Origin of the sequence: Leptospira perdikensis (assembly GCF_004769575.1) — a bacterium.
GTDB classification, from domain to species: domain Bacteria; phylum Spirochaetota; class Leptospiria; order Leptospirales; family Leptospiraceae; genus Leptospira_A; species Leptospira_A perdikensis.
In genome coordinates this window covers 1,010,759-1,030,512 of the sequence record NZ_RQGA01000003.1, presented here as the reverse complement: position 1 = coordinate 1,030,512, position 19,754 = coordinate 1,010,759, and the positions used below count along the sequence as shown (strand labels likewise).

The window sequence follows — 19,754 nt, the reverse complement described above, 5'->3', positions numbered from 1 at the left end:
GGTACTATTGGGTTCGCTCTATGGGGATTTTTATTTAGTACATAAAAAAAGCCAACCTTTCGGTTGGCCTTTTTATTGAGTTATGAGTGCTAACCCGGCAATGTCCTACTCTCCCATTGAGCGAACCCAATAGTACCATCGGCGATGAGAAGCTTGACTTCCGTGTTCGGAATGGGAACGGGTATGGCCTTCTCTCCATAATCACCAGGAGTAATTACCAAATGTACAGGAAGGTCCGATAAGTCAAACTCTTCTCTAAGAAAAGATTGCGTTTTTTTCATAAACTGAAATTTTTTCTATATGTCTGAAGTGACAGAGCCATTGGTCAAAACAGAAAAATTCACGGTGATGGGGCTTCGCATTCGAACTTCCAACGCACCGGGTGATGCTGACATTCAAATTCCCGCAGTGTATTCGCGGTTTTATAAAGAAGACATTCCGAAACAAATGGAACTGTTACGAAAGTTTGACCCACTTTTTGCGGTGTATTTCAATTACGCATCAGATGAAAACGGAGCCTATGATTTTCTGTTAGGTTATTCTGTAGATCCGAAAACAAAATTACTTCCAGGAATGGAAATGGTATCTGTTGGAACACAAAACGGCCGTTACTTTCACATAGAACCTGGAGCTCCAGAAGAAGTAGTTCCTAAGTTTTGGGCCGAAATTTGGAACCATCCCGAAATTCCAAAAATCAGAACTTACCAAATGGATTGGGAAGAATATTCCGAAGCAGGGATTCGAGTATTTTTATCTACAAAGTAGTAGAAGGATCAATCTCATCTATCTTTTTCACTTCGCAAGAGGAACTACTATCCTTAGAGTCTGCTTCTATGGTTCGATAACTATTTTTTGTAACGTTGATCATTCTAATATGAATGCTGTTACCAATGTATAAGGTGATTTCAGGATCATTGGTTTCGAGAAGTGTATTTCTATAGGCACAATCGGCAGTCCAGACGTTTTTTTCTTTAAGAAAATAAGAACCATATTCCTGAACTTGAATCCCGTTAAACCTTTTAAATTTTGAAGAATGTCCGGTAGAACATTCATTTATAAATACACCCGATCGAAAGTTTTTGCAGTAGGCTTCATTTTGTTTAGTTTCATTGGAGTTAAGCGCAATTATCGATAAGTTTAATCCCAACAAAATAGAAAAAATAAAAACAATTAATAACAGAATCAGTTTCATTTTACTTCCTGTAAATCTACAGTGATTTCCATTGGTTCGTTTGTTTTTTGCCGAACCAGTTCTCGCCAATCATTCACAACCCAAACCCAAATTCCCACAAAAAGAGAAGTGGCAACCCAAAGCCCAATGGTAGATCCAGGAATCAAAAGAAAATCAACCACCCCATGTTGCAACACTGCCAACACAAAACCAAAAACAACATACATTCGTTTATTTGTTGGTTCTGTTTTAGTATTACTTTTCAAAAGAAACAATGCAAAACAAAGATTGATCAGCAAATGTATATTAGATGAGTGAATGGTCCGTGCGAAGAAGAGATCTAATTTTTTTTCGTCAGGTTCTCTAGCAATGTAATGCGTATTTTCAACAAACGAAAATCCCATAGCAACAAAGGAACCAAACAATACAACTCGAGGAGAGAAGGTTTTTGTTTTTTTATCATAACCTAATACAAAAGACAAAACCAGAATGAAAAATATTTTAAATGTTTCTTCGGTGATTCCCGCTTGAATAAAAGCCAAGTGAGCTGTTTGGGTGAGCATACTTACTTTTTTCTTTGGTGTAAAATCGGCTTCCGGCCAAAGGATAGGATGGAGTCGGAGGATAAGATCCGTTGACAACCAACCAAAGAACAATGCCAAAAGAACTCCAATCACTTCCTGCCAACCTTTTTTAGGTTTGTAAGCTTTCCAAATCACAACAGCCCAAGGAATTACCGTCAGAGCACCAATCAAATAATCAATAGTACCAACTTCTTTCATTCAGGTAACTCTTCCATATAACGGCCGTCAAATAAGTTGATCATTTCCTTCTGGAGTGGAGTGGGAACAAATTCTGGATCGATAGGTCCATTCCAAAAAAGTTCTGTAACACGAATATCGTTTTTGGTTCCGGGTGGTGCCATAAGTGGGCCTAAACTCTCTACCAGTTGTAAGGTTCTTAAATCTTGGTCTGGATAATCGGAAGCTTCCACAAGTTCTACATCTACCACATCCCCATCTTGCGTAATTGTATAGGCAACTACTGAGGAATATGGATGTGGTGCTTTAGCCCAATAATCCATATAACTTTCGGGAACTCGCATTTTTGCGGAAATATAATTTGAATAAGTTGGCGGAACTTTTTTGCCACGAATCTTTTTGATGTAGCCTTTGACTGGGCCATTGTCCGCTACTTTTTCGTTGGAGATTTTTTCCCCTTTTTCCTTGTTTTCTGTTTCATTCCCTGTGACCACTCCCCCATTCAGCCCTTTCGTATCATCCGGAACATTAGGATCGATAAAATAGAACTCCATTTTCTCTGGGCGAAAATGGTCATTTTTTTGGGAAGACTGTTCTTTCTTTTTACCACGTTGGAGTGTGATAGGAATCAAAAAAACAAGAGATATCAAAATCAAATGAAAGAGTAAGGAAAGTGGTAATACGTTTCGAAATCCTTTACGTAATCCCGGTTTGAAGAAAGGTTCTGACTCACCAATTTTGTCTTCCTTAACTCCTAAATTTTCTAAACTAAAAGATTTTTCGAGTAAATAAGACGAATAAAAGTAAACCCCAACCAATGCCAAAACAGAAAACACCGCATAAGCAATATTTTGTGAAGAGATAAAAAAATCTTTATCGGGAACTCCGGGTTTCAATCCAAAACCTGCTAAAAATTGAATTCCAAATATGGGGCTTATATAAGAAAAAACCCAGACAGCCGAAAACAAAAACAAAAGTAACGTTAAAAATAAAATGGGGAACCCACGCCAGTATTCATAAACATATATATGTCCAAAACCAGGTAGGATACTATCTCGGAATTTAGCTTTTTGTTTTACTATCAATTCCAAACGAAACGGGAATCTACTTTGCGAAACTACCGCCGCCTTCCATCTTTCTCGAATGCGAACCCCCTCCATATAACGTAGATAAGGTTTTGCAATGAGAGATGGAATTTTGTTTCTGTTAAAACTAAAAAGCAAAATACAAAGAGATATAGAATAATTAAATACAAATTGATAAACATCCACGAGTGGTGCCAGTGGGGAAAGGGATTTATTCGGATGTAATTTTTCGGAGATGTATTGAAATCCAAAATTGAGGAGGAGACCAAGAAGTATCACAAATAACACTGTATCAAACTTGGCATCTCGAATCCGCATTTCCGTGCGAATGGTAACATGAGGATTTTGGGATTGGAGTTTTGCCTGACGAATGGATTCCCTTTTTTGGTTACGACTTCGGCTATGGATGTAGTTGGTTAGAAAAAGTAGGAAACAAAGAATCACAAATCCACACTTCAGCTGAAGGCTCGCGGAATCCTTAGCGAGATATTCATTGATGACCCTTTCCCATTCCATTCCTGACCTGTGAAGGAGTTCAATTGGATAAAATACAATCCAAGAGAGGATGTATACGGCAATGACAGCTAAGGCCCGAAGCCTGAGTCGGAATTCGCCTGGAAAGGCAAAAAGGACACCAAAGGCCAAAAACGGTCCAAGAGAAAATAAAGGGGACATCCAAAGGAAGAAAGTTAAGGATTTTTTAGCCCAGGGAGAGAGTTGGTTAGAATTTGCCGAATCCATTCTTTAGTCTTATCTCAAGGAAAATACTTTGAATTTTCATGGAAAACAAAAAATTTGGCGGATATGGCACAGCCGAAAGAGAAAGAAGAGCAGTCGCTCAAACCCATAGTTGCAGTCTCCAAAAGAAGGGGCTTTGTTTTCCCAGGATCCGAAATTTACGGAGGCCTCTCCAATACATTTGACTATGGTCCGAACGGAATTGAAGTATTAAACAATCTAAAACGACTTTGGTGGGAATACTTTGTTCATAGACGGGACGATGTTTTGGGACTCGATTCCTCCATCCTCCTCCACCCCCGAGTTTGGGAAGCTTCTGGCCATATATCCAATTTTAACGATCCGCTGATGGACTGCAAAAAATGTAAAACACGGATCCGTGTGGATAAGTTTTTGGAAGATAAGGAAGGTGAAGGGGCAGCGACTGGAAAAAGTTTAGAAGAACTAACCAATACCATCCGAGACAAAGCTTACGCCTGCCCTACTTGTGGAACTACGGGAAGTTTTACCGATGCTCGCCAATTCAACTTGATGTTCAAAACCTCTCACGGTGCTTCCGAAGAAGGAGCTACAGATATCTACCTTCGTCCAGAAACCGCACAAGGGATTTTTATTAATTTCAAAAATGTAACCCAGATTGCTCGGAAGAAAGTTCCCTTTGGAATTGCCCAAATCGGAAAGTCTTTTCGTAACGAAATCATGGCTCGGCAATTTATCTTTCGTACCCGTGAGTTCGAACAAATGGAAATGGAATTTTTCTGCGAACCAGGGACGCAGAAAGAATGGTTCAAGTATTGGGTGGACTACTGTATGGACTGGCTTGTCAATGTGGTAGGCCTTAAAAAAGAAAACTTACGTGTGAGAGAACATGAAAAGGAAGAACTTTCTTTTTATAGTGATTCCACAAGTGATATCGAATACAAATATCCATTTGGTTGGGGGGAACTTTGGGGTGTAGCGTCAAGGACCGATTATGACCTCACACAACACGAAAAGTTTTCTTCCGAAGATTTGAAATATCATGATTTAGATCATAAGAAAAAATACCTTCCTTATGTTGTAGAACCAGCCCTCGGTCTCAACCGACTTTTCCTAGCGGTTTTATGTGATGCCTACGAAGAAGAAAAATTAGAAAAAGATGAAATTCGTACTGTCCTTCGTTTTGGAAAACGTGTGAGCCCAATGAAAGTGGCTATTTTTCCTTTGATGAAAAAAGACGGACTCGATTCCAAAGCCAAAGAAATTTATGCGGACCTTCGTAACCATTGGTATGTCGATTACGATGATAGTGGTGCTATTGGAAAACGTTACCGTCGTCATGACGAAATCGGAACTCCATTTTGTATCACAGTGGATTACGATACCATGAGTGATGGAACCGTCACTATTCGGGAAAGAGACTCGATGAAACAAGAAAGGATCCCTCTTACCGAAATCAAATCTTACCTCATTAACAGAATGGTGTAGGTGATTCGAGACTTAAACGAATCTGATAGAAATCAAACCATCGAACTCGTAAATCAGTTTTACCGAAAAGTAAACGAACTCGAGTTAGATGGTTTGTTCCGCATCCGCCCCCGCGCCGCTACTAAATTTACCGACATTTACTTCAAACTCATTGGCACAGGCAAAGTGTATATGCGTGGATATTTTTCCGAATCAGAACTTGTGTCTTTACTGATTGGTCGAGTCGAAGAAAAACCTCATCTAGAAGAAGAAAGAAGCCTATTTATCGATCTTGCCGTAACCAAACTTGGCAAAAAGAAAAAAGGATATATGTCAGAGCTTTTGAAAGATGTCGATCTTTGGTGCAAAGAAAAATCCATCCCCGCGATCGAACTTCGAGCTATCTTACAAAATGAAGAAGCTGTACGTTTTTGGGACAAGTCTTCCTTTGATAGATTTTATATTCGTTATCGAAAAAAAATAATAATCTAATTGAATATTCTAATTTTGCACTTGTATCCGTGAATGATCTTGGAATCATCGCATTCAATCAGGAACAATTCATATGAACTATAAAAAAATCATCACATTTTCTTTGTTATTGCTATTAACAACGTATTGCGGAAACAAAAAAGAAGATTTGATTAAGGAATTCCCTATTACCGGAGACAAAAATACCGATTTGCTACTGTTAATCGCTGCTGCAAATTCAACAATTCCCTGCGATGTAACCATTGGTTCAGGGGGGAGTAATTTTACGTATATAGGAAGCCGATATTCTGTTTGTGGTAATACATCCTCGACTGGAAGTATCACCTTTCCAACATCAGGAAATTTTAAAGTATCTGTGAGTGCGGGAAGACAAACTTTAAGTTCGAATAATTGTTCGTCTCGAAATTTTACCGTGAACGTTATTTTAAAAGACAATACAACAGAGCTCATCTCTTCCACAAGTGGATCTAAATCAGAAATTCTAACATTATCTTCAGGAAAAACTTACACAATCGATAATGCTGGTTTAGTTTCTGCATCCAGTTATCAATGTAACGGTGTAACACCTTATAGCCGAGTTACTAATTTCCAAATCACTTTCGAAAACCAGTAAATTTCGGTCCTTTGTAGAGTTATTGTTTTCATAACAAAAGCTCTACAAAATCACCAACTTCCCGAACTTCCGCCTCCTCCAAAACTTCCCCCACCTCCTCCCGATGAACTAGAACTAGAGGAACTGCTATAACTAGAAGAGGAATAAGACGAGGAACTTGAGCTAGAGGAGTAAGATGAATAAGATCCACTCCCTGATTCATTGGCGATCACTGTCAAAAAATGAATGATCAGTAAAGCTCCATAGGAAAATACAAAGGTCATTGCCGACCAATGGTTGGAAAATCCCAAGAGGTAATGAAACGAAAACCCCAGGGTCCAGACAAGGGATATCAATGTGTATTTCAAAAATCTATATTTCCAAGAATCCACTTCGATGGATTTAGCTAAAATATAACCACTAACAAAACAATTGAACCATTGAAACCAATTGACCATGGTTTCTAAATTGTATGTTCCTGAGTTTTCGCCAGTTCTTGGTGTATAAAAGACAAATCCTGCAACAAAAAACAACCAAAGAATCAAAGCTATAAAATACTGGAAGGGTTTGAACCTAAATGATTTGAATCCCAATCCATAAATAGTGAACAAAATTAAACCTTGGTAAAAGAAGATATAAACCAATCCTTCTCCATTCCAAAAAGAAAAAATGGAAAACCCTAAAGTGAAAAAGGAAATGATATGCAATAACAATTCTTTCGAACTCATTCCCCAATATTTGGCAATTTGATAGAATTTATTTGTAATCACATCATCCAAAACAATCTTAGTTGTAATGAAAACGGAACTAATAATCCCAAAGATCCAAAACAAACTCGGGAAACCTATATTAAAAGTAAAATGCAAAAATGGAATCCAGAATGCCAGAGACAATAACGAATAAAAATAGGATAAAGGGAACCAAAGTCCGTATAATAAATATAAATTTACCCCGACAAGACCAATACAAAACAAATAGAAAACGGCATCTGGAAAAAAATACAATATCCCTGAGAAAACGAAAACACCATATAGAATTTCCAACCACTTCTTATCTTTATAAATTTTGTTTTCTTTTAAAATTAAATTTATAATCCAAGCTATGATCAGTATTCCCAGAGTGAACCCTATGTGATTGCCAGTGGAATTTGTAGTCAGTGCCATTCCGATCCCATCTGGATAGTTCGTATTCAGGGCCGGATTGGAATCTATATTTCCATAAAGAATCGATTCTACTGCAAGAACACCACTCACCAAACCCTGAGGTATCTCACCTTTTTTGAATTCAGGAATCATAATATTACGAATGATTCGATTGCACAAAACATCCGTTAATGTTTCTTCTAAACCATACCCCACTTCAATACGAACCTTACGATCCCCAGTGGATAAAAGAACGAGAACACCGTTGTCTTTATCCTTTTGCCCTAATTTTGATTTTTCTGCTACGGCCAACGAGTAAGATTCTAAATTTTCCCCTTCCAAACTAGGAATGATGTAAACATATACCTGAGCCGATGTTTTGGTTTCAATGGCAGAAAGAATGTTTGTAATTTGATTTTGTTTCTCCAAAGGCAAAATCCCGGCTTCATCCGTTAGAGGACTTGTGAGGATTCGCACCTCTCTTGCGGTAAGGGGTAGTACCCAAACTTGAACCAAAAAACTAATGAATAAACCAAAGTGAAACCAATTCTTTCTGGAGATTTTCATGCGACCGAGTTTACCCAAAGATCTGAACGGTGGCAAGTATAGTTTTTAACGGTTTTTCATAATAGGATTACCTTTCACCAATCGATACATCCGAAAAATTGGGCCCATCACGTTTTTGAATAATGGGAAGTTAGAAAGTTTGATCAGTTTAAATGTTAATTCTAAAGAATCATTCATTAAGAGTTTTGTGCTTGTATAAGACTTAGAAGAATCAGAAAGCCAAAAGTAAACTAGGCCCATTTGTTCCATCCAAAGTAACTCTGGCAAAATTTCAGCAAGATCATCTCTAATTTTTAAATTCGATGTCTCTAAGGCCTCACGAATGATACCCACTGCTTCTTCTCGAATGAGAGAAGTCTCAGGACTAAATGGGGAAAGAGAATGACTTGGATCTCCCGCATGCCTTGCTAATACTTGTAAAAACATTTTATACTCAGAAAAACTTTCTAACTGAGTTAGGATGATGTATTTAAGCCTTGTTTTAAAATCTTTTGTGGTTTTAGAAAACTGTGTGGCAAGTTGTTTCACTTCGATTTGAGATTCTCTATAAAAATGTAAAACTATCTCCTCTTTAGTTTTAAAGTGATAATAAGTAAGGCCTAAAGATACCCGAGCCTCTTTGGCAATTCGGCGCATTGTTGCCAATTCATAGCCCTCTTTTTGAAATAATGTGATGGCTGAATTATAAATTCTCTCTTTTGTAATTTCCCGTTTAGTTGATGTTTGGTGAGAGATTTTTTTGGGAACTGTATGGGGCATAATCTTTCGAATCAAAAAGAACAGACCACCAACACAAAGGCAATTAATTTTTGAACACGTTCAATTATTACAAAACTTTGTAATTTTTTTCAAAATAGCAGGAAAAATATCCTTGCCCCAAATAAGTCAAATTGACACAGTTTTATCTTAGAAAATTCAGAGGTGAAATATTTATGATCCGAAAAGGTCTTTTAGCCATTTTTATCACAGTTGCATTGGCAACTCCCGTTCTCGCTAGTTCCGGTTCTTCTTCCAAACCACTCGCAGGCACTTATCCGATTATTCTTTCTCATGGTCTTTTTGGTTGGGGCGAAAACTCCGGCGGAATCATCAGCATCGTAAATTACTGGGGTGGAACAGACGATTACCTCAGAAGCCAAGGAGCCACTGTATTTGCTCCAGGAAAAACCGCGGCAAACTCCAACGAAGTGCGTGCTGCTGAGTTGAAAGCCGCCATCCTCACTTATTCTGCTGCGACAAACTATACTGGAAAATTCCACATTCTCGGCCACTCCCAAGGTGGACTCGATAGCCGTTATATGGTTTCTAACCTAGGACTTTCCGGTCGAACAGCAACCCTTACCACACTCAACACTCCGCACTACGGATCCCCTATTGCTGACATTGTAAAAACAGTTCTTCCTAGTTGGATCCAACCGTTTGTTGCAAGTGTAGTAGAAACTCTTGTTAAACTTGTTTATGGTGGAACCAACCAACAAAATGCTCTCGCTGCTTTGGCTTCTTTATCAAAAGAAGGACTGGCTTCGTTTAACGGATACACTCCCAACAAATCAGGTGTGAAATATTTCTCTTACGGTTCTTCCATCACTATCCCTGACCTCATCCAACACCCACTTATGGGAATCCTTCACCCTGCTTGTGGTGCTGGTGGACTTTTCCAAGGACAAGGATTCACTAATGATGGACTCGTTCCACTTTCTTCACAAAAATGGGGAACTTGGAAAGGTGGACCTTCTTATGGAATCTTCACTACAGGGATCGACCATTTACAAGTATCCAACACTCTCCGTTCAGGAAGTCTTTGGTATGATGTGGAAGGTTTTTATCTAAACATGGCTTCCAACATGAAGGCAAATCAGTAATTCATTTCTGAAGTTTTTTCGAAAAACCCAAGCGAATGCTTGGGTTTTTTTGTTTCCAGAAGTATAAACACATCCTTTACTACGATACCATCTCCCATGAATGTTAAAAATTTACGTTACCTTAGTTACGGCATAGGAGCTTTACTCCTTGCCTATATTGCTTTTCGATATTTTAGTCCCAACCCAATGGATACAACGAACGAAGACAATCCAAATGACAAAGCAGAGTCTTACTTTCGCACTCAGAGTGATGGATTCTCCGTTGATCCATTTTATTTAGAATCAGCAAAAACCATTTTTTCTGCCGATGGACAGTTTTTACGTTTTGATGAAATCTTGGCCCGAGCCAAATCAGGAGAGTTAAATTTAATTTCAGAACTCTGGAGTCTACGTAGGCAATGTCCAGAAGGAAGTACCCGAGAACAGTGCCATGAATACATCAAAGCCTTCATTCAAAATGAATATGGTGGCGACGATGCAAAACGACTCGTATCCATGCTTTCCAATTATTTAAAGTATGAAGAAGCTATGGTACATCTAGATCCATCAAGTAAATCCTATACAAACCAAGAAAGATATGAACAAATCAAACAACTTCGAAGGAAGTACTTTGCCAAAGAAGATGCGGAACTCATCTTTGGGTTAGAAGAAGCAACTGCAGATTTTAGTTTTAATCGAAAGAATTTTTTAGATGAAACAAAAAATATCAAAGCAGAAGAAAGGATTCGTTTGTACGAAGACTATCGTAAAAAATCTTTTGGTACTTTTTACGATGCAGTGGCTGCCAGAGAACCTAAATTTGATAAGTTTGAAACCGAAATGGATCTACGCCAAAACGAACTTTCAAAGTTATCTAGTACAGAACGTGAGGCAAAAGAAAAAGAAGTTCGGATTCGTTACTTTGGAAAAGATGGGAACGATAGGATGGAGAAGGTTTTAAAAGAGATGAAGGAAGAAGAGGAAAAAATCTCCAAACTCGAAACAGAAGAAAAAACCTTTCTGAAAAACAATCCCAATCTTTCAAATTCCGAACGAGAAAAAAAATTGATGGAACTAAGAGTTCAAACTTTAGGTAGTAAAGAATTGGCAGAGGAATATTCAAGAAGACTGGAATATGAGAAAACACTCAAAAATTCCGAAAATTAAATACCCACTTTCATTACTCTTTCCAGTTGCCATCCTATTTGCGTTGGCCCTCGAACCCTTCGGATTTGCATCCGCAGGGTTCGTTTGTATTTTCCTTCTGTTGTATTTCATTAAAACTCTTACCAAACAGAATGATATAATACATACACTTTTAGCAACGGTCGTATTTTCCAGCCTAGTAACCCTCACTAGTTTCCATTGGATTTGGAATGCCATTCGTAACATTTCTGGACAAGGGATCATGATCTCTTCTCTGCTTTTTTTGGTTTATGCTCTTGTTTCTTTTTATAAGATAGGAATTATTTTTTTTGGATCGGTCTTTCTTAATAGGTATCGAACCGTAAAAGACTCTCATTTCCTTTTACTCGGAATCCCCTCTTTATTTTTGATCTCCGATTGGATTTGCCCCATGGTTTTTCCTGTGTACTGGGGGGATTTATTTCGAAACAATATCCTTTGGCGACAGATGGCAAGGTGCGGAGTAGAAGTGCTTGGTTTTGTATCAGTTTTCTCTGTTTCCCTGTTATATCTTATGATTCTGAAATCAGAGAAAGGGTTCAAAGTATATACAAAGTTTCTTTTCCCCATATTTTGTTTTTTCTGTATCAATTTATACTTTCTCTCAGAACCCATCCCTCAAGGACCAACAATCCATCTGAGTTTAATACAACCAAATACAAAGTATGCGAAAAGGGAAACTCAAGAGAACCAGGAATGGATGACAAAAACCATCCAATCAGTATATGATATTGGTCTAGAAGCCATTCGAAATACTCCGAAACCCATTGATTTACTTGTAATGCCGGAATCGGCGATTCCTTTTCTTGGAACACTTGATTCTAAAGACTCAAATTCAACATATAGCAAAAGTTTTGTGGATGTTACAGAAAGTTTAGTTCGTATTGGCAATGCCCCACTAGTTTTTAATGAGTTAGTTTCAGATGAAGGATCCAGAAACTCCCTCACCCTACTCCATCCCCTTTCTATGGTTTCGGAACGAAGATACAAACAAATCCTACTTCCATTTGGAGAATATTTGCCGGGAGAAAAAAATTTTCCGTGGTTACGTTCTCTCTTTCCAGAAACAAGTAGGCACATCCCTGGAAAACTAACAGAGGCTCTCGGTTTTCAGACAAAAACAGGAGAAAGGGTTACATTCAGTCCGCTTATCTGTTATGAAGTTCTATATCCCGATTTACTTCGCCAAACAATGCAACAAAGTCCCTCGGAGTTCATTCTCAATCTCACCAATGACTCTTGGTTCGAAAGCCAAACAGAAACAATGCAACATGCAGGAGCCGGAAGACTTCGTTCGATTGAATCAGGAAGACCCGTAGTCCGTGTAGCAGTCACAGGCCTCACAACAGCCTATGATCCATGGGGTCGAGAGATGATGGGAGAATTACAAACATTCCAAAAAGCCGTTGGATACTTGGATCTACCGACGGTGAACAAAGACAGAACAACTCTCTATATCCAATTCGGCCCAAGTCCTTGGCGAATCATGGCCGTTTTTCTTCTATTTTTTGTTTTTTTCCGTAGTCCACGCCCGATACTCACTACAAAATGAAAAATGAAATTGAAATTTAGGTAAGGAAAGAAAGGCTATTCGAATATGGAATGGGAAAAAATACTTCGCGATGCGGTGAAAGAAAACTCAATTAAGGAATTGTATCTCAGAAAGGTACCTTCTTTAAAAACCTGCGAAGATTGGAATAAGGTCGTAGAAGTGGGAACTGTAGACCACAAAACGAAGTATGCTTATTATAAGGGTGGGCTTGTTAAATATGGAGAAAGATTGTTCTTTGTAACCCAAGAACGTTTGGATGCAGTCTCTCCGTTTCGCAAATGGGATTTTAAAAACAAAATCAAAGTTACAGATCCAGAATTGACTGTCGGCGAAAAAAAATAAGCCCCATCTTTCGGGATGAGGCTTATTTCAATCAAAAAGACCAACCTTCGTTGGTCTTTTTTCATTTAATGTAAGTATATACTACCGATTCAATCGGATGATCATATTTAATTTTTCTGCGATTGCAATCACTTCCATCACCTTTGATTTCTCAATGATGATGCCAGTCGGACTCACTTCTTCCAATACAAACTTCTTACCCTTAATTTGACCAAGGAGGAGCTCCATTACTTGCGAATCTTTAGTTCTAAGAAGAACTGAATCTTCTGTAATCGTAACAATCGGTAGGTTGTTACCCCAATCATCAAGTAAGAAGAGTAAGTTCTGCGCTAAATCTGCTTTAGAAGACTCTCTTAAAAACTGAACAAAAGTTTCTTTGTCATAACCAAGTAAAATTCCCAATTGGAAACTATCTTTAGTGAGTAAAAAAGTATAAACTCTGTCGTAATCTTTTAATTCACAGAATGCTTTTAATAAATGAATTCCATTCAAAGACACTCGATCGGGAAACGCAATGATCGAGAAGTCCGGGTTTATGGTGATTCCACCCTTTTCTGTTACCGTTACAAGTGCTTCATGATTGAAGTAATGTGCCCCAAGTTCCGAAAGGCTCAAATTTCGTTGTGGGTATTCCACTTCGATAAGGCCAAACAGTTGTAAGTAGAAAATAGCAGAGATGATTTCTTTTCGTAAGTCTGCCAAATCTTCTTCATAAGTTTTGATTTGGAAGGTTGGTGAAAATACCAAATGGTCACGAATGATGTGAGAAAAGATAACAGACGTGTTGATCTTTCCATGTGCCATAATGAGTTTTACAGTTTTATCCAAAATTCCTTTTTCATAAAAAGGAACTTCTGTTGCAGTAAATACTTCAGCAGGATTAAGACGACGAGTCCTTGCCTCATTGACTTCATGAATCACAAGTTTCATGATTTCAAAAATGTCTTTCTTTAAAAATTCATCAGTTTCTTGAACAAGAATTACATTCTCACCTTTGATATCTACATATCCTAAAAGTTTTAAGATAGGAAGAATGAGTTCAATCTGATAAACCTGGCTTTTTTCAGGGAAAATTTCTATATCAGGTGATAAAAGTTCAGTTTCTGTTCTTTTGTGATCTGCCTGTTTGATTTTTCCTGATTTTGCAAGGTTCAAACCCTTACGTGAAATATAAGAAATGAGTTTTTTTACGTTTAAGAAAAAATCCAGTCCATTGGCTGAAATTTTTTCCTGACGAACACGTGTCCCTTTTTTTACCGGAGGTAAAATAGGAGAAAATTGTAGATGGTCCAAAATTTCTTTCGGAATCACAATGACCCGAATGAATTTGTCTTCTACATAATATAAATCACGAACTAAATAAAGAGAAGTTAGGTGAGGTATCGTTTGTTCAAACCTACCACGATTGACTGTGATATAGTTACGAATGGTATCCGCCTCTATCACACCACCATGAATATAAATTTGATGGAGTATGTCTTTATCAAAATCGGAAAGTTCTTCAATTAACTTTTGAAGAAACTCGGGAGCCAGAGCATTCTTTAAGAATGTTTCAATTGGTTCACTTTTTTTGGCACCAACAGCTTCTTTCCATTCGTCTGGAAGTTCCGCAAGTGTTGCTTTATGTAATGCCTTCTCAATAGAGAATTTAAACTTCTCACCTTTGGGATTTGTCTCTACTTTGATGAGTCTTAAGTATTCATCATAAGTGTGGTATTTATCTAGATTGTTTGTTAGGCGTTCTCGGTTCTTTCTTTGGTAAAGAAGATAGTATTTTCTAAGAACGTTCAGCTCCATTTCCACGTTGATAGGCGGAATGTTGACCTTTCTTGAAATTTCTCCGAGTGTCATCACTCCCTTGTTTTTCAGAATGGATGTCAGAATATTGACTTGTAAGGGAGTGAACTTTTCCAGGACCCCTTTTAGGTAGAACTCGTTCTGGAAAATCTCCATGAGACCCAAAATTGTCGATTTTTTGTCCTTTCCCGGGATCTTTTGGATGTTCCAAAGGCTTGCGATTTTTTTGATCTCGTTGAGATCGAGTTTCTCTAACTCTTGGTACAGGACAGTTTCTTGGCTCATGGGTGCGATTTGATAAGTTTTTGTTTGAGACCTAATCCTGCAACTCTATTTCAATTGCAGAAGCGAAGGGGATTTTCTCGTTTCCAATCCCGATTTGGGTCTCAAATTAGGGCGTATGGAAACCCTTTCTGAACTTGTTTCTTTTGGTTGGCAATCCAGCCTTCGAGTCGCCCATTCCAGTTTTGTCTTCACCTCTAAAGCATTCGGGATCCTAACCCAACTGGCGAAGGGAGAACCTAACCATAGAGAGATTGCCGTTACCCTAAGGGAGGCGTTTTCCAACCTGGGTGCCACCTATATCAAACTGGGTCAGTTCATTGCCAGCGCCCCTTCTCTCTTCCCTAAAGAGTATGTAGAAGAAATGCAGGCCTGTTTGGATTCTGTTCGCCCTGTCGCTTTTCGAGACATTCGGTCCTCCGTAGAACGGGAATTGGGTGGGAAATTAGAATCTTTATATCATAGTTTTGAAGAAATTCCTCTAGCCTCTGCCTCCATTGCCCAGGTCCACGCAGCAGTAACAAAAGAAGGTCTGGATGTGGTAGTCAAAGTCCAAAGGCCGGATGTCCACCTAACACTAAAAACTGATATGCAAATTTTAGGTATCCTTACTAAAATTTTAGCAATCATTGCACCTGAATTCAAAAAATCAGGACTCACTGCTATGTTTGAAGAATTCCAAATCTCCATCTTACAAGAAATCGATTTCATCCAAGAAGCCAAAAATATCGAAGAGTTTGAGGAGTATCTTCTACGAGTGAAAGAAGATCGTGCGAGAGTTCCCAGAGTCTATCATACACTCTCTTCTAAAAAGGTTTTGACTATGGAAAGATTCTATGGGGTTCCTATCACCGATGAAGCTGGACTTCGTAAATTCACAAACAATCCTAGAAAAGTTCTAAGTGATGCATTAGAAATTTGGTTCTCTTCATTATCCAACCAAGGTTTTTTCCATGCGGATGTCCATGCAGGGAATTTAATGATTCTAAAAGATGGTTCGATTGGGTTTATCGATTTCGGAATTGTAGGAAGGATCTCTCCTAAAATTTGGAAAGGACTTATGTTATTTACGCAAGGCATTGGAATTGGTGAACCTACATTGGTTGCGAAAGGATTGGTTGAAATGGATTCAACTGACAGTGGAGTGAACCCGGCAGTCCTTGCAAAAGAATTGGATTCAGTGTTTAATGAATTAGAATCGGTATACATTCATTTAACCGACAATGAGATGTTTGACGAATCAAGGGTAAATCGAATCATGTTCGACATGAAGGAGATTGCTGAAAAAAACGGATTAAAAATTCCAAGGGAATTTGCCCTTCTCATGAAACAAATGTTATACTTTGATCGCTATGTAAAATCAATGGCTCCAGAAATTAATCTGTTTCGTGATTCACAAAAATTTGCTATTTCCTAAATAAAAGTATGACAATACAAGATTTAAAAATTGGCGAAGTCGCAGAAATTGTTTCCATAAATCATCAAAAGCTCCCAAGACCAATGATCACCGAATTATTAGAACTTGGTTTTTTCCCGGGGGCAGAAATCACTTTAAAGGAAAAATCACTACTCTTAGGAAAGATGGTCTGTATTTTGAGTGGAACCACCATTGCTTTGCGTACCCATGATGGAAACGCCATAGAAATCAAATTAAAACAAAAATGAAAGACAAACGAATTTATTTAGTTGGTAATCCCAATTGTGGAAAATCAACACTCTTCAACCAACTGACTGGTCTCAAACAAAAAACAGGAAATTTTAGCGGAGTCACCGTAGAAAAAAGGGAAGGAACCCTTACCCTAGATGACACGAACTGGATCATTACCGACTTACCAGGTACATACGGTCTTGGCGGAATTGCAGAAGACAAAAAAATTGCCTACGAAGTTTTACTCCAACGAAAACCGGAAGAACAAGTCATCTATGTTTTAGATGCATTAAACTTAGAACGAGGTCTTCAGTTTTTACTCCAGATCATTGATATGGGAGTTCCGACACTTGTAGTGCTCACAATGAAAGATGTGCTCGAGAAAAAAAGAATCCAACTCGATCTAGAGAAACTAAAAAAATCCATTGGTCTCCATTTTCTTTTAGTGAATGCCAAATCGGGAGAAGGAATTGATACTTTAAAAGAAGTATTAAAAAATCAAAATGGTTTTCAAAAAAGTCCTCGGTTATGGAAATGGGGAACAAAAGAAGAATCCTTTCTAAGTTCGGCAAAACTAAAACTCGGGATCACCACAAACGAAGCTGAATTCTTTTTATCACAATCACTAAAGTATTTAAACAAAGACCCACACTTGAGTGAAGAGCGTTACTTTACGAAATTCCCAGAAGAAACAAGGACCTGGTTGCGCTCTGCAATAGAAGGCAAAGGATACAATTTTTATTACCAAGAAGAAATGATATATCGATCTTTTTTGATTAAAAAGATTTTAACTGAGGCAATCACTTATCCTAAATCCATTCCAGGAAGTTGGGAAGAGAAATTGGACCTGGTTTTATTACATCCTGTTCTTGGTTTTGTTTGTTTTTTCCTTTTGATGGGACTACTTTTCCAAAGTTTATTTAGTTTTGCAGAACTTCCTATGGACTTAATAGAATCGGGTATTACAAACTTACAATCGTTTGTTGAACCATATCTTGGCGTTGGCCTTGTAAAATCTTTAGTAACAGAAGGAATCATTGGAGGAGTCGGTAGTGTGATTGTTTTTATTCCACAAATCGCCCTTTTATTTTTATTCATTGGAATTTTGGAAGAATCGGGATACTTAGCACGAGCTAGCTTTTTAATGGATCGGATTATGGGAAAATTTGGGCTTTCTGGGAAATCCTTTATCCCTTTACTTTCCTCTGCTGCTTGCGCCGTTCCTGCCATCCTTGGCACAAGGACAATTGAAAACAAATCCGATCGTTTTACAACGATAATGGTCTCGCCACTTGTGATGTGTTCAGCAAGATATCCTGTTTATATTCTTATTGTAGGAACCGTTTTTAGTTTTCCCCCAATCTTCGGTATTTTTAATGTCCAAGGTTTTGTTTTGTTTTCGATGTTTTTTCTCGGAATGATTACTAGCTTTGGATTTGCACTGCTCTTTCGCAAAACAGTATTTAGAGAAGACGCATCTTACTTTGTAATGGAACTTCCCAGATACAATGTACCTTCTCTAAGAAGTTTATTCCATACGGTGTATGGGAAGGTGAAATCATTTTTATCCACTGCAGGTCAGATCATTTTATATATCTCTGTCCTTCTTTGGTTTCTCAGCCATTTCCCAGCTGAATATAAAAATAACGAATGGAAAACAAGCCCTATTGAAAATTCTTATATTGGAACCATTGGCCGCGGGATAGAACCTGCAATCGAACCACTGGGTTTTGATTGGAAAATTGGTATTTCGATTCTCACTTCATTTGCCGCACGCGAAGTGATGGTTTCCACCTTAGCCGTGCTATATGGCTCAGAGGAAAACGAAGAAGGTGAATCCTTACGATCTACTCTCCGCACTGAAACGAGAGCCGATGGAAGTCTTGTTTGGACTCCTCTTTCCGGCCTATCTTTACTGGTATTTTTTGCTTTTGCTAGTCAATGTATGTCAACACTTGCGGTAACCAAAAAAGAAACTGGTACTCTCATTTGGCCAGTGGTTCAGTTTTTATATATGACAATTCTTGCCATTACCGCTTCCTTTCTCATTTTCCAATTGGGAAAAATTTTAGGATTTTCTTAATTTGCCGACAATGAAGGAAACGAGGGCAATTTGGATTTTAAAATTGGAACAAAAACTCTTACTAGAAAATCGGAACCGTATTTGGTCGCGGAAATTGGACTCAACCACAATGCCGATTTAGAGATTGGAAAACGCACCATTGCAAAAGCCAAAGAATCAGGAGCTCATGCAGTCAAATTCCAAACCTATAGAACGGAAGAGTTTATCGATGCCTCCAATTCTGATGTGAAATTTCTTTTTGATATATTCAAACAATACGAATTAAACGAAACCCAACATAGAGAATTTCAAAAAACAGCACTAGACCTAGGACTTGATTTTTTCTCCACACCACTCTGCGAATCTGCAGTGGATTTATTATGCGGATTGAATGTCCCTGTATTAAAAATTGCTTCCGGTGATATTGTAAATCTCCCCTTACTAAAAAAATCAATACAGTCAGGAAAACCATTGATTGTATCTACGGGGGCGGCCCTACCAGAAGAAGTAACGAGGGCCCTTTCTCTTTTTCAAAACCACCAAACGGAAGTTTGTTTGTTACATTGTGTTTCCATGTATCCGACTCCTTTAAACAAAGTAAACCTCCAGTCCATTCCTTTCTATTTGGACACAACGGACTATGTTGTGGGATTTAGTGACCATTCCGATGGAACTTTGGCGTCTTCCGTTGCCGTTGGACTCGGGGCTGTGGTATTTGAAAAACACTTCACCTTAGATCGTAATTTAGAAGGCCCAGATCATGGAATTTCTATGGATCCCAGTATGTTTACAAAACTGGCACAAGATTTAAAACAAAGTTTTGAAATGGGTGGAAAATATGGAAAAAACACACATCCGGAAGAAACCGGTGGTTGGTTTTATGGAAGACGGTCTTTATACAAAAAGGGGAATTCGGTCCTTAGTTTAAGGCCAGCTTTACATACGAAAGATAAAAATGTTTTGGATTCTTGGGAGATCGAAAGAGCCGGAGATCCTTCCCTTTTACAGGAAGGACCAGTCCGTTTGACACCTAAGTCTAAATAGGCGCCAA

General features: G+C 38.3%; 18 protein-coding genes and 1 rRNA gene. 12 read left to right on the top strand and 7 right to left on the bottom strand.

Annotation, left to right across the window (positions count from 1 at the left end):
• Positions 1-92 precede the first annotated feature (92 nt).
• Positions 93-209, bottom strand: a 5S ribosomal RNA gene (rrf, locus tag EHQ49_RS06160).
• Between the two features lie 91 nt (positions 210-300).
• Here rrf and EHQ49_RS06155 point away from each other — a divergent pair.
• Complete coding sequence (locus EHQ49_RS06155) at positions 301-765, top strand: GyrI-like domain-containing protein (RefSeq protein WP_135577344.1); 465 nt, start codon at positions 301-303, stop codon at positions 763-765.
• On the opposite strand, the gene EHQ49_RS06150 is transcribed toward EHQ49_RS06155, so the two are convergent.
• From EHQ49_RS06150 to EHQ49_RS06140, 3 genes are read right to left on the bottom strand one after another with little or no spacing between them, the layout of a single operon-like run.
• Positions 755-1,192 carry a hypothetical protein gene (locus EHQ49_RS06150; RefSeq protein ID WP_135577342.1) on the bottom strand — a complete coding sequence of 146 codons (438 nt, stop codon included), beginning with the start codon at positions 1,190-1,192 and terminating at the stop codon, positions 755-757. The genes EHQ49_RS06155 and EHQ49_RS06150 overlap by 11 nt on opposite strands.
• Positions 1,189-1,953, bottom strand: a complete 765-nt coding sequence (locus tag EHQ49_RS06145) for a PrsW family glutamic-type intramembrane protease (protein ID WP_135577340.1) — start codon at positions 1,951-1,953, stop codon at positions 1,189-1,191. Before EHQ49_RS06145 ends, EHQ49_RS06150 begins: the two co-directional genes overlap by 4 nt.
• Complete coding sequence (locus EHQ49_RS06140) at positions 1,950-3,758, bottom strand: energy transducer TonB (RefSeq protein ID WP_135577338.1); 1,809 nt, start codon at positions 3,756-3,758, stop codon at positions 1,950-1,952. The genes EHQ49_RS06145 and EHQ49_RS06140 overlap by 4 nt, the downstream gene beginning before the upstream one ends.
• A 63-nt stretch (positions 3,759-3,821) precedes the next feature.
• On the opposite strand from EHQ49_RS06140, the gene EHQ49_RS06135 reads away from it, so the two are divergent.
• From EHQ49_RS06135 to EHQ49_RS06125, 3 genes are all read left to right on the top strand, one after another.
• Positions 3,822-5,222 carry a glycine--tRNA ligase gene (locus tag EHQ49_RS06135; protein WP_167482986.1) on the top strand — a complete coding sequence of 467 codons (1,401 nt, stop codon included), beginning with the start codon at positions 3,822-3,824 and terminating at the stop codon, positions 5,220-5,222.
• Positions 5,223-5,693 (top strand): GNAT family N-acetyltransferase, encoded by a 471-nt coding sequence (locus tag EHQ49_RS06130; RefSeq protein WP_135577334.1) that lies wholly within the window; start codon positions 5,223-5,225, stop codon positions 5,691-5,693.
• Between the two features lie 73 nt (positions 5,694-5,766).
• Positions 5,767-6,306, top strand: a complete 540-nt coding sequence (locus tag EHQ49_RS06125; protein ID WP_135577333.1) for a hypothetical protein — start codon at positions 5,767-5,769, stop codon at positions 6,304-6,306.
• Between the two features lie 50 nt (positions 6,307-6,356).
• Here EHQ49_RS06125 and EHQ49_RS06120 read toward each other — a convergent pair whose 3' ends face one another.
• A complete protein-coding gene (locus tag EHQ49_RS06120; RefSeq protein ID WP_135577331.1) occupies positions 6,357-7,994 on the bottom strand; it encodes a TPM domain-containing protein in 1,638 nt (545 codons plus the stop codon).
• Between the two features lie 45 nt (positions 7,995-8,039).
• A complete protein-coding gene (locus EHQ49_RS06115) occupies positions 8,040-8,753 on the bottom strand; it encodes a TetR/AcrR family transcriptional regulator (protein WP_135577329.1) in 714 nt (237 codons plus the stop codon).
• Positions 8,754-8,929: 176 nt separating this feature from the next.
• Between EHQ49_RS06115 and EHQ49_RS06110 the strand changes: the two genes are divergently transcribed.
• From EHQ49_RS06110 to EHQ49_RS06095, 4 genes are all read left to right on the top strand, one after another.
• Complete coding sequence (locus EHQ49_RS06110) at positions 8,930-9,856, top strand: esterase/lipase family protein (RefSeq protein WP_425269831.1); 927 nt, start codon at positions 8,930-8,932, stop codon at positions 9,854-9,856.
• Positions 9,857-9,952: 96 nt separating this feature from the next.
• A complete protein-coding gene (locus EHQ49_RS06105; RefSeq protein ID WP_135577325.1) occupies positions 9,953-11,002 on the top strand; it encodes a lipase secretion chaperone in 1,050 nt (349 codons plus the stop codon).
• Positions 10,971-12,572, top strand: a complete 1,602-nt coding sequence (gene lnt, locus EHQ49_RS06100) for an apolipoprotein N-acyltransferase (protein ID WP_135577323.1) — start codon at positions 10,971-10,973, stop codon at positions 12,570-12,572. The genes EHQ49_RS06105 and lnt overlap by 32 nt, the downstream gene beginning before the upstream one ends.
• 45 nt (positions 12,573-12,617) lie before the next feature.
• Positions 12,618-12,914: a hypothetical protein gene (locus EHQ49_RS06095; protein ID WP_135577321.1), complete on the top strand. Its 297-nt coding sequence runs from the start codon at positions 12,618-12,620 to the stop codon at positions 12,912-12,914.
• 81 nt (positions 12,915-12,995) lie between these two features.
• Here the strand turns inward: EHQ49_RS06095 and EHQ49_RS06090 are convergent, their stop codons facing one another.
• Positions 12,996-14,996, bottom strand: coding sequence for a helicase (locus EHQ49_RS06090; protein ID WP_135577320.1), 2,001 nt, complete (start codon positions 14,994-14,996; stop codon positions 12,996-12,998).
• 115 nt (positions 14,997-15,111) lie between these two features.
• Between EHQ49_RS06090 and EHQ49_RS06085 the strand changes: the two genes are divergently transcribed.
• Genes EHQ49_RS06085 through EHQ49_RS06070 form a run of 4 tightly spaced genes read left to right on the top strand, consistent with a single transcriptional unit; the run spans position 15,112 to position 19,747 of the window.
• Positions 15,112-16,410: an ABC1 kinase family protein gene (locus EHQ49_RS06085; protein ID WP_135577318.1), complete on the top strand. Its 1,299-nt coding sequence runs from the start codon at positions 15,112-15,114 to the stop codon at positions 16,408-16,410.
• A gap of 8 nt (positions 16,411-16,418) precedes the next feature.
• Positions 16,419-16,658, top strand: coding sequence for a FeoA family protein (locus tag EHQ49_RS06080; RefSeq protein ID WP_135577316.1), 240 nt, complete (start codon positions 16,419-16,421; stop codon positions 16,656-16,658).
• Positions 16,655-18,724: a ferrous iron transport protein B gene (feoB, locus tag EHQ49_RS06075; RefSeq protein ID WP_135577314.1), complete on the top strand. Its 2,070-nt coding sequence runs from the start codon at positions 16,655-16,657 to the stop codon at positions 18,722-18,724. The genes EHQ49_RS06080 and feoB overlap by 4 nt, the downstream gene beginning before the upstream one ends.
• Before the next feature lie 30 nt (positions 18,725-18,754).
• Complete coding sequence (locus EHQ49_RS06070; RefSeq protein ID WP_135577312.1) at positions 18,755-19,747, top strand: N-acetylneuraminate synthase family protein; 993 nt, start codon at positions 18,755-18,757, stop codon at positions 19,745-19,747.
• Positions 19,748-19,754 lie beyond the last annotated feature (7 nt).